Consider the following 13,615-nt stretch of genomic DNA (forward strand, 5'->3'; position numbering starts at 1 on the left):
AGAGCTGCTTACAGCCACGGCCGGGCGTTGGCCATGGCGCTGCCCAGCAGTTTTAAGCGCGACAGTTTGATGCGTCCCTGCCACAGGAGCCGCAATACCTTGAGCACGGTGCCCAGGTCGCGCTTGACGCCCATGGATGGCGGCACGTCATCGCCCCAGGCCCAGATGCCGGACAATTCCAGGGGCACGTAGTGGGTTTCGTGGCCGGCGGTGAACACGTCGCCATCGGTGTAATGCTCGAATTCCATGCCGTCGGGGTCGTACCAGTAGTCAAACAGCTGGCTGCCCAGAATATGGCGGCCGATGCCCCACATATGCTTGTGGCCGTTGGCACGCAGCACGTTATGCCCCTGGCCGAGCGCATCCAGGTCGATGACCTCGTAGGCGCTGTGTTCATACTTTTCCTCGATACCGCCAGCCAGCACGAAGCTGTGGTGATCGGCCGGGGTATCGCCCAGATCCAGACGGAAAAAGGCAAGGTTGGGCGAACCGTCGGCCAGGTACTGTACGTCGGTGGGGATCAGGCCGAGGTGGCGCATGTACCAGTCCGCCATGGCGCCAAAGTCCACCGTTTGCAGGACCACGTGGCCCAGCTTGGCCACCGCAGCCGGCTCCACGGGCAGCCGGATGGTGGCGTTCACGCGTCGCGTCTCGCTGTAGCAGTTGGTTTGCGGATGCAGTGGTGCGCGCAAGGGCAGCGCCGCCAGTGGTCGCTGACCGGTGATGAGCCACAGCACGTTGCCGGCCGGGTCGATTAACTCGAAGCCGCTGCCGCCTCCTGGAATCTCCGATGCGGCAAGGCGGCGCGCGCCGTCCAGCGCTTGCACTTTTTGCAGTTGCGCTTCGCCGTCCACGGTAAATGCGGCGCCGAGATAGCGCGCCTTGTTGCCGCGTTTTGCCAGGTAGATGCAGGGGGCGCTGCCATGCCCGCGCATCAGCAGGCGCCCGTTATCGCACGTGACACGCTGCATGCCAAAGTCGGTCAGGAACGTTTCGCAGGCGTCCAGGTCCGGTTTTTCAAACATCAGGAACGCCAGCGACTGGGCCTTCAGCAGCGGTGCAGGACGCGCCAGCTTGTCGATGCCAGCAGGCAGGCGGCTTTCCGGATAAGCGGGCGGCGTGCGGAGCGCGGCCCGGGGAGCTTGAATCATAGGGTCTCCAGTATTGTCTGGCCATCAAGAAAATACGGCCAAGTCGTCATTTATAGTGACGATACCGTCATAATGACTTTGATGTCAATTATAATTTGCATACAATCTACCAAACAACGAAAGACGATCATGAACACTGAAGACATTCCAAACCATCGCACCAGAGTTGGTGCCAAGCGGCGCGAGAAGACGCGCGCCAAGCTCCTTGAGAGCGCACTTCTGGTGTTTGCCCAGAAGGGGCCGCAGGCGGTCATCGAAGATGTCATTGCCCAGGCAGGAATTGCGCGTGGGTCCTTTTATAATTATTTCCGCACGAACGATGAGTTGCTGGAGGCGGTGGCGAGCGAGATCAATGATGATCTGCTGCGTGCCATCGATCCAGTGGTGCAACAATGCAGCGATCCTGCCGAGCGTATTGCGTGCGGCGCAAGGCTGGTGCTACGCACGGCGCGGCGCTTTCCATTGTTCGGCCACTTTTTGGCCGGATTGCCATTCCCGGCAGCGAACAGCAGCCTGCTGGGCGTGCAGTATTTATCGCGCGACGTGGCGCTGGGTGTCGCCACTCGGCGCTTCGGCGACATTGATCAGCGCATGGGCATTGACTTGCTGGTGGGTGTCGTCGTCAGCGCTGCATGCAGCATGGCGCGCGAGCAGCTTGGCGGCGACTATGCGGATGCCAGTGCACGCGCCATGCTACGTGCGCTCGGGATGGAAGACCAGGAGGCAGCGCGCATCGCCGCCTTGCCGCTTCCGGCCTTCGAATTGCCTGAGCATTCGATTTTGCGCCGCACGCAGCTATTCAAAGGTTAGCCTTGGGTGCGAAGCCAATCTGATATGATCGCGGCGTTTCCTATCTCGTCATCAGACTATGCCAGCTGCCCCTAAGACTACTGACCATCGCACCCGCGTCGCTGCGGAACGGCGCGAGCGGATGCGTGCGCGCTTAATTGAAACTGCCATGATTGTTTTTGCCGAAAAAGGCGTGGGCGCTAGCATCATCCCGGATGTGGTGTCCCTGGCAGAGGTATCCCAAGGCTCGTTTTATAACTATTTCCGCACCAACGAAGATTTGCTGCTAGCGATCAGCGACGAACTAAGTGGCGAGATGGTGGGATTGATTGAAGCGGCGGTTAGCGATATTGAGGATCCGGCGCTGCGGGTCGCGACCGGCATGCGCTGCTATTTGCACCTGGCGCGCAAGCACAATCTTTTGGCGCGGTTTTTGGCCGCTGGGGGGCTGCGTGTGCTGGCGGCGCAGAACAAGGCTTTCCGGTATCTGCCGGAAGATATCGAAGAAGGGCAGAAACGGGGCGATCTGGCCAATGTCCCGCTGGAAATCGTGCTGGACTTGATTGGTGGCGCCGGTCTGGTGGCAATTGACCGCATGGCGCGCGGCCGCACCGCCAAAGATTATCCGGAAAAGATCGTCGCGGCCATTATGCGTACTATGGGCCTTTCGGTTGCCGAGGCGGAGCGGGTTACCGGTGCTTCCCTCCCCAAGCTGGCCCCCGCACCAGATTCGCTTCTAGCGCGTGCCCAGGCACGCGCCACTGCCCAGACGCCAGAACGCGCCTGAGCCTCGCTTCTTACTTTCTTTTCCACATTGCCCTCTTTTCCGCAGGCGCCAGTATGGCGCCTGCTTTGTTGCGTCCTTGTTAAATTAATTTAATCGTCAATATGACTCGTACGTCATAATGACAAAGTCGTCGATATGGGTTATAGTTCCTCCATCTGACTTAGGAGGACATCTCAAGTGAACCTGAATTATCGAAAGGCTGCCATTTCCATCGGCGTCCTTGGCCTGTTGGCCGGCTGCGCCAAAACGCCGGAAGCGCCCCATGAAGAAGTGCGTCCCGTGCGGACGATCGTCGTCGGCCAAAGCGATGGCACGGTGGGCGCATCGTATTCCGGTGAAATCCGGGCCCGCTACGAAAGCCAGCTCGGTTTCCGTACGGGCGGCAAGATCGTGGCCCGGCTGGTGGAAGTGGGCAGTCATGTCAAGCGTGGCCAAGCCTTGATGCAGCTCGATCCGGCGCAAGAGAGCCTGCAGCTGGCAGCCTCGGCTGCCGAAGTGGATGCGGCAAAGAGCCGCATGGGGCAGGCCCGCATGGATTTGCGGCGTGCTGAAACGCTGCTGGCGCACCAGTTCGCCTCCCAGGCAGAAGTCGATCATCAGCGGCTGGCACTGGACCAGGCCGAGGCGCAACTGCGCTCGGCCGAGGCGCGCGAGCAGTTCAGCGCCAATCAGCGCGGGTACACCACGCTGGTGGCCGACCGCGACGGCGTCGTCAGCGCCATCCGAGCCGAAGCTGGCCAGGTGGTTGCTCCAGGCCAAGCGGTCGTCACCGTGGCTGCGGACGGCGAACGTGAAGTATCCATCAGCATTCCCGAGTCGCGCGTGGATGAGCTGCGCCAGGCGCGCACGCTGCAGGTGGCCGTATGGGCCCATCCAGGGCAGACCTGGAGTGGGGCGCTGCGTGAGCTGGCGCCCGACACGGACAGTGTCACCCGTACGTATTCCGCCCGCATCGCGATTGCCCAGCCCGATTCATCCCTGCTACGTCTGGGCATGACTGCTTCCGTGCAGGCCCCTGACGTCGATGGCAAGAGCGCCATTCGATTGCCTTTGACCGCCATCGTCGATGGTGGCGCCAAGCGCAGCGTATGGGTGGTCAATCCCAAGACCCAGCGCGTCGCCGCGCGTGAGGTGAAGCTGGGCAGTGCCCAGAACGACAATGTGCTGGTCACCGCCGGCCTGGCGGGAGGGGAAAGGGTCGTCACCGCCGGCGTCCACATGCTGCAGCCTGATCAGCAGGTGATGCTGGCCGGAGGTGGTAAATGAAAGGCGTTAACCTGTCCGAATGGGCGTTGAAGCACCAGCAGATGATTGCGTTTCTGCTGTTGCTGCTCTCGATTGCGGGCATCCTGGCCTATGGCAGTCTGGGCCAGAAAGAAGATCCCGAGTTCACCATCAAGACCATGGTGGTGCAGGCCTACTGGCCCGGCAGCTCCGCCCAGCAGATGGCCGACCAGGTGACCGACCTGATGGAACGCAAGCTGCAAGGGGTTGCGGAGATCGACTATATGTCGACCTACGTGAAACCTGGCGAGACGCAGATCAAGATCAACCTGCGCGAAGCGGTGCCTCCGTCCAAAGTACCGGATGTGTGGTACCAGGTCCGCAAGAAGCTGAAGGACATTAACCATACCCTGCCGCAGGGCGTGCAGGGTCCCTTCTTCAACGACGAATTCGGCGATACCTACGGCAATATGTACGCCATCACCGGCGACGGGTTCACTTATGAGGACCTGCGCAAGATGGCCGACGCGGCGCGCGACGAATTTCTGCGCGTCTCGGACGTCAACAAGGTCGAGCTGATCGGCAAGCAGGAAGAAAAGATCTATGTCGAGATGTCCACTGCCAAGCTGGCATCGCTGGGACTGGATCCCGCCTTGATCGCTACCACGCTGGCGCAAACCAATGCGGTGGCCGCCGCAGGCACGGTCCAGACGGCAGCCGAACAGGTGCGCCTGACCGTGAGCGGCGAGTTCGACTCAGTTGACGGTATCCGGGCGATTGGCATCCGGGCCGGTGAACGCACCTTCCGGCTGGGCGACATTGCCGAAGTCCGCCGCGGCTTTGTAGAGCCGGCCGTGGCGCGCATGCGCTTCAATGGCCAGCCAGCGCTCGGCCTGGCAGTGAGCATGCGCAAAGGCGGCGATGTGATCCACCTCGGCGCCCAGCTGGACCAAACCGTGCAACGTATCCAGTCCCATCTGCCGGTGGGCGTGCAGCTGCACGCGGTGAGCGACCAGCCGCGCGTGGTGGAACATGCCGTGCACGAATTCAAGAAGAGCCTGGCCGAAGCGGTGCTGATTGTCCTGGCCGTCAGCTTCTTTTCGCTGGGTGTACGCACGGGCCTGGTTGTCGCGCTGTGCATCCCGCTGGTGCTGGCTATGACCTTCCTGGCGATGTACGTCTTGGGGATCGACCTGCAGCGCATTTCGCTGGGAGCCTTGATTATTGCACTGGGCTTGCTGGTGGACGATGCCATCATCGCAGTAGAGATGATGGCGCTGAAGCTGGAGCAGGGATGGGACAAGTTCCGAGCCGCGACGTATGCCTACACGGCAACCGCTTTCCCGATGCTGACCGGTACCCTGATCACTGCGGCGGGCTTCCTGCCGGTGGGTTTTGCCAAGTCCGGCACCGGCGAGTACGTGTACTCCTTGTTCCAGGTGGTCGGCATCTCGCTGATCCTGTCGTGGGTGGTGGCGGTGCTGTTCACGCCCTTCATCGGCTACAAGCTGCTGAAGGAGGAGAAGCACGCCCACCATGATGAAGACGCCGTGTACCAGCGCGGCTTTTACGTGAAATTCCGCCACTTTGTGGACTTTTGCCTGCGCCAGCGCTTCTGGGTGATTGGTATTACGCTGGCCGCGTTCGTGGGTTCGCTGCTGCTGTTCAAGGCGGTGCCGCAACAGTTCTTCCCGGCTTCCGACCGCCCGGAACTGATGGTGGACCTGTGGATGCCCAAGGCGTCGACCTTTGAGGCCAGCGAGCGCGAAGTGCAGGAGCTGGAAAAGCTGCTGAAGGGCGATCCGGATATCGAGGCGGTGACCAGCTTCGTCGGCGATGGCGCGCCGCGCTTCTATCTGCCGCTGGACGTGCAGACCCCCAACCTGAACCTTGGCGAAATGATGATCATGACCAAGGGAGGCGAGGCACGCGAGCGCGCGGTGGCCAAAGTGCGCAAGCTGTTCGACGGCCGCTTCGCCAATGTGCGTGGGCGCGTCAACCGGCTGGAGAATGGACCGCCCGTTGGCTACCCGGTGCAGTTCCGCGTGTATGGCAACGACCCGGCCAAGGTGCGTGAAATCGCTCAGAAAGTTGGCGTGATTGTGCGTACCAACCCGCATGTGCGCGCGGTCAATGAGGACTGGGGCGAGCGCGTCAAGCGCGTGCGGGTGGACGTCGACCAGGACAAGGCGCGTGCGCTAGGCGTGAGCTCCATCCAGATCAAGGCGGCCCTGGAAGCCTCGCTGTCCGGCACACCCATCACGCAGTACCGCGAAAACGACCAGTCGATTGCGGTGATGACCCGCCTGGTCGCACCCGAGCGGACGGACCTGAACAATCTGAAGGACGCGAAGATCTATCTGCGCGAAGGCAAGTTTGTCCCCGTGTCCCAGGTCGCTCGCCTGACGCTCGATAGCGAAGAAAGCCAGTTGTGGCGCCGTAACCGGATTCCCACGCTGACCGTGCGTGCCGACATTGAAGGCGCACAGGCACCCGATGTGACAAATGCTGTTTGGCCGATGTTGCAAGCCCTGTCGAAGGATCTGCCGCTCGGCTACGGCATCGAAATCGGCGGTGCGTCGGAGTCCAGCGCCAAGGCGCAGACCTCGGTCTTCGCCGTGATGCCGGTGACCGTCATCGTCGTGCTGCTGTTGCTGATGGTGCAGCTGCAGGACATGAAGAAGATGGCGCTGGTCCTGCTGACTGCCCCGCTGGGCATGATTGGTGTGGCGGCCATCATGGCAGCCTGCCAGATTCCATTTGGCTTCGTCGCCATGCTGGGCGTGATCGCGCTGGCCGGCATGATCATCCGTAACTCGGTGATTCTGGTGGTGCAGATTGACCAGGAGATGGCAACCGGCACCCCGCTCTGGACCGCCATTGTGGAGTCGGCCGTGCGGCGTCTGCGCCCCATTGTGCTGACCGCGCTGGCAGCCATCCTGGCCATGATCCCGTTGACCCATTCGGTGTTTTGGGGGCCGATGGCGTGGGCCATCATGGGTGGCCTGGCGGTAGCGACCGTCCTGACCCTAGTCTTCTTGCCGGCGCTGTATGCGGCCTGGTATCGCGCGTAGCGCCCCACCGCTGCCTGAGGAAAATTCGATGAAAATGAAACTGAAAACTCTGCCGGCAGCGCTTGGTATGCTGCTGGCCCTGCATGGCGGGATGGCAAGCGCGATGGACGTGGCCGAGGCTTACCGTCAGGCGCTGATCAATGATCCGGCCAGCCTGGCCGCCGACCAGGGCCTGCTAGCAGGCAACGAGAAGGCAGTGCAGGGCGATGCCCTGCTGCGACCGCGCGTCAATCTGCAAGCTGGCGTCTCGCGCGTCCACAATCGCCAGACCGGTGATATGACGCCCGCATCGTCGGCGTTGCTGCCCGAGTCGAGTACCGGTACCGCGAGCCAGGCCAGCGTGCAGCTGGTCCAGCCGCTGTACGACCGCAGTGCGACGGCCAACCGCCAACAATTGCGCGAGCAATCAGTGTTGGCGCGCACCCAGTTCAGGGCATCGCGCCAGGATTTGGCCATGCGCGTGGCCGAAGTGTATTTCGCCGTACTGGTGGCGGAAGACACACTGCGCGTGGTGCAGGCCGAGCGCGATGCCGTAAGCCATCAGCGCGACCGTGCACAAGCACGCTACGCCGTAGGGCAGGACCGCATCACCGATGTGCAGGAAGCGCAGGCGCGCCTGGACGCGGTGGTCACGCGCGAAGTGACGGCGCAGTCCATGCTGCAGCTGCGGCGTGCGCAGTTCCGGGAGACCGTCGGCGCGGAACCTGATGAACTGGCGCCGTTCGCCGCCAATTTCACGCCGCACATGCCTGAACCGATTGCACTGTCCGAGTGGCAGATGCGCGGCGAAAGCCGCAGCACACAAGTGCTGGCCAAGCAATCGGAACTGGAAATTGCGAATGTCGAAATTGCCAAGCACCGGTTGTCAGGACGCCCAACGCTGGTTCTGGTGGCGAGCTATGGCGCGAAGAACCAGCACGGCAGCCTGTCGCCGCTGGTGGCGCCGGAAGGTGACCGTACCGCCTCCATCGGTGTGGTGCTGAACGTTCCCTTGTATGCGGGCGGCGGCCTCGATTCACGCCAGCGCGAAGCGGTCGCGCGCCTGGGCCAGGCGGAACAGGGCCTGGCGGCGGTCAAGCGCGATGTGCGCTTGAAGGTGCAGGAGGGCTATCTGTCGGTGTCGACCGGCGTGTCGCGCATCGCCGCCCAGGAACAGGCGTTGACGTCTGCGGTGTCCGCCCTGGAAGCGACCATCGGCGGGCGCGATGTCGGTACCCGTACGGCTTTGGACGTCCTGGACGCACAGCAGCGCCTGTTCGCCGCGGAACTGGACCTGGTGCAAGGGCGCGCCGACTATCTCCTGGGCCGGCTGCGTCTGGCGCTGGCGTCGGGCGATCTGGATGAGGAAAGCCTGACCCAGCTCAACCCGTGGCTGGCGCATTAAGGGGAATGAATGATGCGGTTCGTCATGCGCGGTCCCGCCAGCCTGCTGTCACGCGCAGGCTGGGTCGCGGTCTTCTCAATGGTTCGGAGCGCGTGCTCCTCGACACGGCCATGGGTCAACGGGCCGATTACCGAGCAGTCACCGACGCCGGCGGCGTTGGTGCGGCTGGCGGATGATGGCAAACCGCATGCGATCATTGGCGCAGTCACCCTGTCAGGCGGCGGCGCACGCGCTGCTGCCTTCGGATTAGGCGTACTGAAAGAGCTGGACGCCACGCAGTTCGCCCTGGATGGCCAGAACACGACGCTGATGGCCCAGATGGGCCTGGTGAGTGGTGTCTCTGGCGGCAGCGTGCTGGCGGCCTACTATGCGGCTTTTGGCGAGGAGACCTTTACCCGCTTCGAGCCAGACTTTCTGATGCAAGACTTCCAGGCCGGGCTGATCGCCCAGGCATTCTCGCCGCGCTCGCTGTACCGCATCAGTTCACCCTGGTATAGCCGCAGCAATGTGCTGGCAGAAAAGCTGGACATGCTGTATCGCGGCAAGACCTTTGGTGATCTGCTGGCACAGCAGCGTGGCCCGCGCTTGCTCATCACGGCGACCGACCTGACGACGGGCGCCCCATTTGAATTCACGCCCGAGCAATTCGCATTAATCTGTTCCGACTTGAACAGCGTGCCACTGTCTTATGCCGTGGCAGCGTCTTCTTCGGTGCCGTTGTTGCTGAGCCCTGTCACGGTGCGTAACTACGCCGGCAAGTGCCCCCCAGTCCAGGCAGGTGGCAGTGGCTGCGCACGCGGAAGGCAATCTGCAGGCGCGCCTGCTGGACGCGAGTGTGCAAAGTTATCTGGACGCCGACGAACGGCCGTACCTGCATCTGGTCGACGGTGGCCTGATTGACAATCTCGGCGTACGGGGCCTGCTGGTCCGCGCGGTGGCGGGAGGCACGTTGGATGCGAGCTTCCAGCATCTGCCACCCGGTTCGGTGCACAAGATCGTCCTGGTCAGCGTCAACTCGGAGCGGGATCTTGGGGAGCGCCTGGACCAAAGCGACCACGTGCCGGGTATGGGCCAGGTGATGAACGCACTGGTGTTTGGCGCCGGTTCACGCGCCACCGGCGAGACGCTTGCGGTGATGAGCGATAGCGCGCAGCGCTGGCGCCAGGAGCTGGACGCGCTACGGGGCAAGACGGGCAGTCCGTTTGCGGCCGACGCAGAAATCTATGTCATCAGCGTGAGCCTGCGTGATCTGAAGGATGCAGCAACCCGCTCGGTGCTGCTGCAGGTGCCCACCGCGCTAACGATCGTCCCATGGCAGGTGAAGCAACTGCAGGAGGCGGGTCGTGCCGCGCTGCGCGCCTCGCCCGAATTCCAGCGTCTACGCACCAGCTTGCAGCCGCCGGCAGCTGGCGCGGCACCTTGAACGGGCGGGCCGAGATGGAGGATGTTCGACATGAGAAAGAGCGTCAAGCAAGGGCTGCTGCTGCCCCGTTCCCGCCGTGAAGATAACATGCGCGAGAAACTGCAGACCGCGCCATTCCAGACTGCGATAGATTTTTTTCGGCTTGATACCGGTCGATTGCAGGGAGAGCAATCACCGGCGCGCTCGGAAGACGCGGAAGCATTAATTATCAAACCGCCACTTAAGCGAAAGCGTAGTATGCGACAGAACTCTCCCGTCGCGACCATCGAGTATCCGCTGGCCGAGGGCAAGTACCTGGCTTCCAAGACCGATCTCAAGGGCCGGATTACCAACGTGAATCCGCATTTCATCGAATCCAGCGGCTTCACCGAAGAGGAACTGATTGGCGCACCACACAATCTCGTGCGCTATCCCGACATGCCGCCCGAGGCCTTCGACGATTTGTGGCAGACCCTGTGGGCAGGCCTGCCATGGACCGGGCTGGTGAAAAACCGGAGCAAGAACGGTGACTACTACTGGGTGGAAGCGAATGTCACCCTAATGATGGAGGCAGGTGTGGCGACGGGCTACCTCTCAGTGTGGACCAAGCCCGCCCGCGTCGAGGTGGAGCAGGCCGAGCACGCGTATCGGAGCATGCGCCACGGTAATCCGGACAGACTGACGGTCCGTCGGGGCCAAGTCGCGCGCGCGGACCTGGCGGGTATGCTGTCTGGCCTCGTGAGTTCCTCGCTGCGCCTGCGCGTCGCCGGGGCGCTGGCCACGATTGCCTTGCTATTTGTCGCCATGGGTGTGCCGGGATTCACCATGGTTGATCGGAGCCTGGGCAAGTTGCTCGCGGCAGCAGGCGGGCTGGGAGTGATGGCGATTGTCCTGTTGTAGTATACCGTTCGCCACTCCGTTGGCATCCCGATGCAAGAGGCGATTAAGACTGCGCGCGCGATCGCTGGTGGTGACCTCAGTGGCAAGATTGTGACCAGCCGTCACGACGATATCGGTCAAATGCTACGCGCCATGCAGCAGATGAACCTCTATCTGGCGGCAATGATCGGTGACGTGCGTTCGAACATGGATACATGGCGGCAGCGACGCAGGACATATGGCAACACCATTGGGGACGGTAGCACGAAAATAGCGGCAAGGCCGCCACGCAGACGCGGCGATTCCGCGAGCAAACTAAAATGGGGATTGCTGATGGAGGCAGCGCTACGGCAGGGTCTTGTCCATTTGATCTACTTCACGCCCTCGCTGGGGTCTTGAGCGAGGTCCATGTGGCTGCGGCATTCTGCCGGTCGTTCTCAGGACTTCAGCCCGCTGAAGCGGGCCTGTTTATTGGCCGTTTCCGGATTTGCGTCGATGGAGCGAAACGAACAGATCTCGCATCTCTTTGTTCTCGCGCCAAGCCGTGGAAAGATGCGCGCCGCAGGAACTCGCGTCACGCGTCCGATGCAGGCGGTGTTGGCGCCCGCGGCCGAACATGAGACGTTGGATTGTGTCCGGGGATATGTGTTCACTGATAAGGTAGGCTAGCGCATAGCTCCATCCACACTCATGGGCGAGATCTAAAGCCTCATCAACGATTGCTGCAGACTTGCCGGGCATGCGGCGATCTTGAAGATCAATTGACATGATGGTCTCCTCTCTGCCAGTCGCTGCACAGACCCGTTCAGTCGGTCGGCAGATGCTATGGTGATGGAGAAAACCATACCATCCTGTGCCGTTTCGGTGGTTCGTTATTTCCTATCGCAATCTCCAAATGATATACGGGGCGGCTGAGGGGCGCATGCTGACAGGCACCCGTGCGTATTGTGCACATAGAACGCGATATGCGCCGCGCGCCGCTGGTGCGCGACATTATTCGATGTGCCATTTCATCGCCTGCCTTGTGGAATGGCCGCGCCGGCCACGCGTGGTCCGTGGGCGTCCTCAGTCGCCATTGCTGGTGCCGCTGACTGCTGATCGGATCAGCGCGCCTTTGGTCGCAGATTGCTTGCTTGCCAAGCGTGCGCTACACCGGCGCCGTAGGGGGTAGGGTGAATCAAAGAGTACCGACATCAGTCAGGTACAGAACGGGACGATGGGCGTTCCCGGGTCGCTTGCTCTTCCGCATATAAAACACTCTCGGCCTGCAAAGGCATCGGCTCGCATCAGCGGGCCTCTTTGTGCCGGTCAGTCACGGACCATGTGGTCCAGACTGCGTCATCTACGCTGTCCCGGGACGAAACTTCGGGCGGCGCGCTGCAGACTGCCTCCAGCGCGGCTGCATAGCTGGGTTTAAATTAGCCTCAATGCCTATGCTTCCGTTGGTTTGGTGTTTTGCTGAAGGTAAAGTGAGTGAGTTCGGCGATTCCAATCCGAGGAGCGAAAACGCCATTTCTTCATTGCTGCCTTTGCCCAATTCCAATGACACCTGACTGTTCAGTGTAGGAATAGATTGATTAATCTGCGTTCAAAAGACTTGCACTTTGCGCGCCGACACATCGTTAAAGTGTATTGGTGTCGCATACGAGCGACGGCACACCGGAATTGCACCTGCTACACTAACTATCGGAATGGCAGTTAAGGATCTGCATTCACCTCATATGTGCCTCCCGTTGCCATTCCTTGTGTCATTGAACATTTGCCCGCCTAGGCGGGCTTTCTTTTGCTCCCAGGGTATTTGATTTGGTATGGCCCAGCATCAACTGCAGCCGTGGCGATAGAGGAGGGGCGTTGGCGCGCTCTCATCTGCGCATGCGCCCCATGCCGGCCATTGGCGCCGAGTCGTGGCGGGAAAGGCGGACAGCGGGCAGCCATCTGAAGGCGGGAGATACAAAATTTCTGCTCGGCAAGCAGGCCGGCCAGACCCGGCGGCTTTCCCAGGGCGGACACAATCGGCTCTTCCGCAAGTCACGATTCTGGGCAACGGGTGCCCTTCCATAGGACAAAAAAGAGCCCGCCGAAGCGGGCTTGACCAACAAGGGTGAGATAGGAATGGATGTCAAAGGGCAGCGTCAGGCATGAATTGCCCACTCGTACAAACATTCCGCTATTTAGTTTAACAAGCGCTAAAGGAGCGAACAGTTCGCCGTTCGACGGTGTGGTCCAGCTCCAACATTTTTTGTCTGCCTGTTGAGATGGCAGCTCCCTTCAACAAGGAATACATCTGGCGACGAGATTTGCCTGAGCAGCGCTTGCTTATTCGCAGCCAAGCCGACGAACGCAATTGGAAAACGATTGTGGTAATCGATCTTCAGAAGCGCTACATGAGCACGACAGGCCGGCGCCGTTGACGATGTGCCTTTGCTCATTCTCCTGTGGCTGCACTTTGGCACCTGCCGGGCATGAGGCAGTAACCGCTGTATGCGAACGCTGCCTGCCCGGAGAGTTCGCAGTGATACTATAGACGTGAGAAAAACGATATAAATTATTTTAAAGGTCAAGCTCAGTGGAACAGCAGCCGATGGAATGGCGCGAATGGCGGGAATTGACGAAGAAGTGCTATGCACCATTTCGAGGCTGGCCTACCCTTGAGATGCGGACGTATTGGCAGCAAGGTTTCTCGCCATTTGATGCAGCGAATGCAGCGCGCGTGCGGCGAACCCGATTGCCGTACAGTGAAACGGAAGTTGAATAGTAGCCGGTACTGTGAAACGGCTGTGATCTGCATTGGAAAAATTAGACGCTTCAGAGCGCGAGTTTTTGGTCAATAATTCCTTAGCGGGAGGGTTTGACTATGAAGCGCAAACATTTTCCAGCGGAACAAATCGTGTCCGTGCTGAAGCAGGCCGAATTGGGCATGGCGGT

General features: G+C 61.1%; 11 protein-coding genes. 9 read left to right on the plus strand and 2 right to left on the minus strand.

The annotated features are described in order from the left end of the window. Positions 1-8: 8 nt before the first annotated feature. Positions 9-1,151, minus strand: a complete 1,143-nt coding sequence (locus AB4Z19_RS27690) for a VOC family protein (RefSeq protein ID WP_442023946.1) — start codon at positions 1,149-1,151, stop codon at positions 9-11. 129 nt (positions 1,152-1,280) lie between these two features. Here AB4Z19_RS27690 and AB4Z19_RS27695 point away from each other — a divergent pair, with 129 nt between their 5' ends. From AB4Z19_RS27695 to AB4Z19_RS27735, 9 genes are all read left to right on the plus strand, one after another. Next, positions 1,281-1,961 (plus strand): TetR/AcrR family transcriptional regulator, encoded by a 681-nt coding sequence (locus AB4Z19_RS27695; protein WP_442023944.1) that lies wholly within the window; start codon positions 1,281-1,283, stop codon positions 1,959-1,961. A 121-nt stretch (positions 1,962-2,082) separates the two neighbouring features. Next, positions 2,083-2,727, plus strand: coding sequence for a TetR/AcrR family transcriptional regulator (locus tag AB4Z19_RS27700; protein ID WP_442036750.1), 645 nt, complete (start codon positions 2,083-2,085; stop codon positions 2,725-2,727). Between the two features lie 177 nt (positions 2,728-2,904). After that, positions 2,905-3,993 (plus strand): efflux RND transporter periplasmic adaptor subunit, encoded by a 1,089-nt coding sequence (locus AB4Z19_RS27705; RefSeq protein ID WP_442023940.1) that lies wholly within the window; start codon positions 2,905-2,907, stop codon positions 3,991-3,993. Continuing rightward, positions 3,990-7,025, plus strand: a complete 3,036-nt coding sequence (locus AB4Z19_RS27710) for an efflux RND transporter permease subunit (RefSeq protein ID WP_442036752.1) — start codon at positions 3,990-3,992, stop codon at positions 7,023-7,025. The genes AB4Z19_RS27705 and AB4Z19_RS27710 overlap by 4 nt, the downstream gene beginning before the upstream one ends. 34 nt (positions 7,026-7,059) lie before the next feature. Further along, on the plus strand, positions 7,060-8,409 hold the full coding sequence (locus AB4Z19_RS27715) for a TolC family outer membrane protein (RefSeq protein WP_442036754.1): 1,350 nt from the start codon (positions 7,060-7,062) through the stop codon (positions 8,407-8,409). A gap of 9 nt (positions 8,410-8,418) precedes the next feature. After that, a complete protein-coding gene (locus tag AB4Z19_RS27720) occupies positions 8,419-9,309 on the plus strand; it encodes a patatin-like phospholipase family protein (protein WP_442026886.1) in 891 nt (296 codons plus the stop codon). Then, positions 9,194-9,832, plus strand: a complete 639-nt coding sequence (locus AB4Z19_RS27725) for a hypothetical protein (RefSeq protein ID WP_442026887.1) — start codon at positions 9,194-9,196, stop codon at positions 9,830-9,832. The genes AB4Z19_RS27720 and AB4Z19_RS27725 overlap by 116 nt, the downstream gene beginning before the upstream one ends. A gap of 30 nt (positions 9,833-9,862) precedes the next feature. Continuing rightward, on the plus strand, positions 9,863-10,711 hold the full coding sequence (locus tag AB4Z19_RS27730; protein ID WP_442036756.1) for a PAS domain-containing protein: 849 nt from the start codon (positions 9,863-9,865) through the stop codon (positions 10,709-10,711). A gap of 30 nt (positions 10,712-10,741) precedes the next feature. Further along, positions 10,742-11,089 carry a hypothetical protein gene (locus tag AB4Z19_RS27735; RefSeq protein WP_442026890.1) on the plus strand — a complete coding sequence of 116 codons (348 nt, stop codon included), beginning with the start codon at positions 10,742-10,744 and terminating at the stop codon, positions 11,087-11,089. A 69-nt stretch (positions 11,090-11,158) separates the two neighbouring features. Here AB4Z19_RS27735 and AB4Z19_RS27740 read toward each other — a convergent pair whose 3' ends face one another. Beyond that, complete coding sequence (locus AB4Z19_RS27740) at positions 11,159-11,458, minus strand: hypothetical protein (RefSeq protein ID WP_442026891.1); 300 nt, start codon at positions 11,456-11,458, stop codon at positions 11,159-11,161. Between the last annotated feature and the right edge of the window lie 2,157 nt (positions 11,459-13,615).

The organism is Pseudoduganella sp. RAF19, from assembly GCF_052114165.1.
GTDB lineage: Bacteria > Pseudomonadota > Gammaproteobacteria > Burkholderiales > Burkholderiaceae_D > Rugamonas.

What these genes read in the sequence shown, in the direction of transcription:
- AB4Z19_RS27695 (WP_442023944.1), top strand. Translation starts at nt 1,281, where the DNA reads ATGAACACTGAAGACATTCCAAACCATCGCACCAGAGTTGGTGCCAAG.
- AB4Z19_RS27735 (WP_442026890.1), top strand. Translation starts at nt 10,742, where the DNA reads ATGCAAGAGGCGATTAAGACTGCGCGCGCGATCGCTGGTGGTGACCTC.
- AB4Z19_RS27720 (WP_442026886.1), top strand. Translation starts at nt 8,419, where the DNA reads ATGATGCGGTTCGTCATGCGCGGTCCCGCCAGCCTGCTGTCACGCGCA.
- AB4Z19_RS27700 (WP_442036750.1), top strand. Translation starts at nt 2,083, where the DNA reads ATGCGTGCGCGCTTAATTGAAACTGCCATGATTGTTTTTGCCGAAAAA.
- AB4Z19_RS27730 (WP_442036756.1), top strand. Translation starts at nt 9,863, where the DNA reads ATGAGAAAGAGCGTCAAGCAAGGGCTGCTGCTGCCCCGTTCCCGCCGT.
- AB4Z19_RS27740 (WP_442026891.1), bottom strand. Translation starts at nt 11,458, where the DNA reads ATGTCAATTGATCTTCAAGATCGCCGCATGCCCGGCAAGTCTGCAGCA.
- AB4Z19_RS27710 (WP_442036752.1), top strand. Translation starts at nt 3,990, where the DNA reads ATGAAAGGCGTTAACCTGTCCGAATGGGCGTTGAAGCACCAGCAGATG.
- AB4Z19_RS27715 (WP_442036754.1), top strand. Translation starts at nt 7,060, where the DNA reads ATGAAACTGAAAACTCTGCCGGCAGCGCTTGGTATGCTGCTGGCCCTG.
- AB4Z19_RS27690 (WP_442023946.1), bottom strand. Translation starts at nt 1,151, where the DNA reads ATGATTCAAGCTCCCCGGGCCGCGCTCCGCACGCCGCCCGCTTATCCG.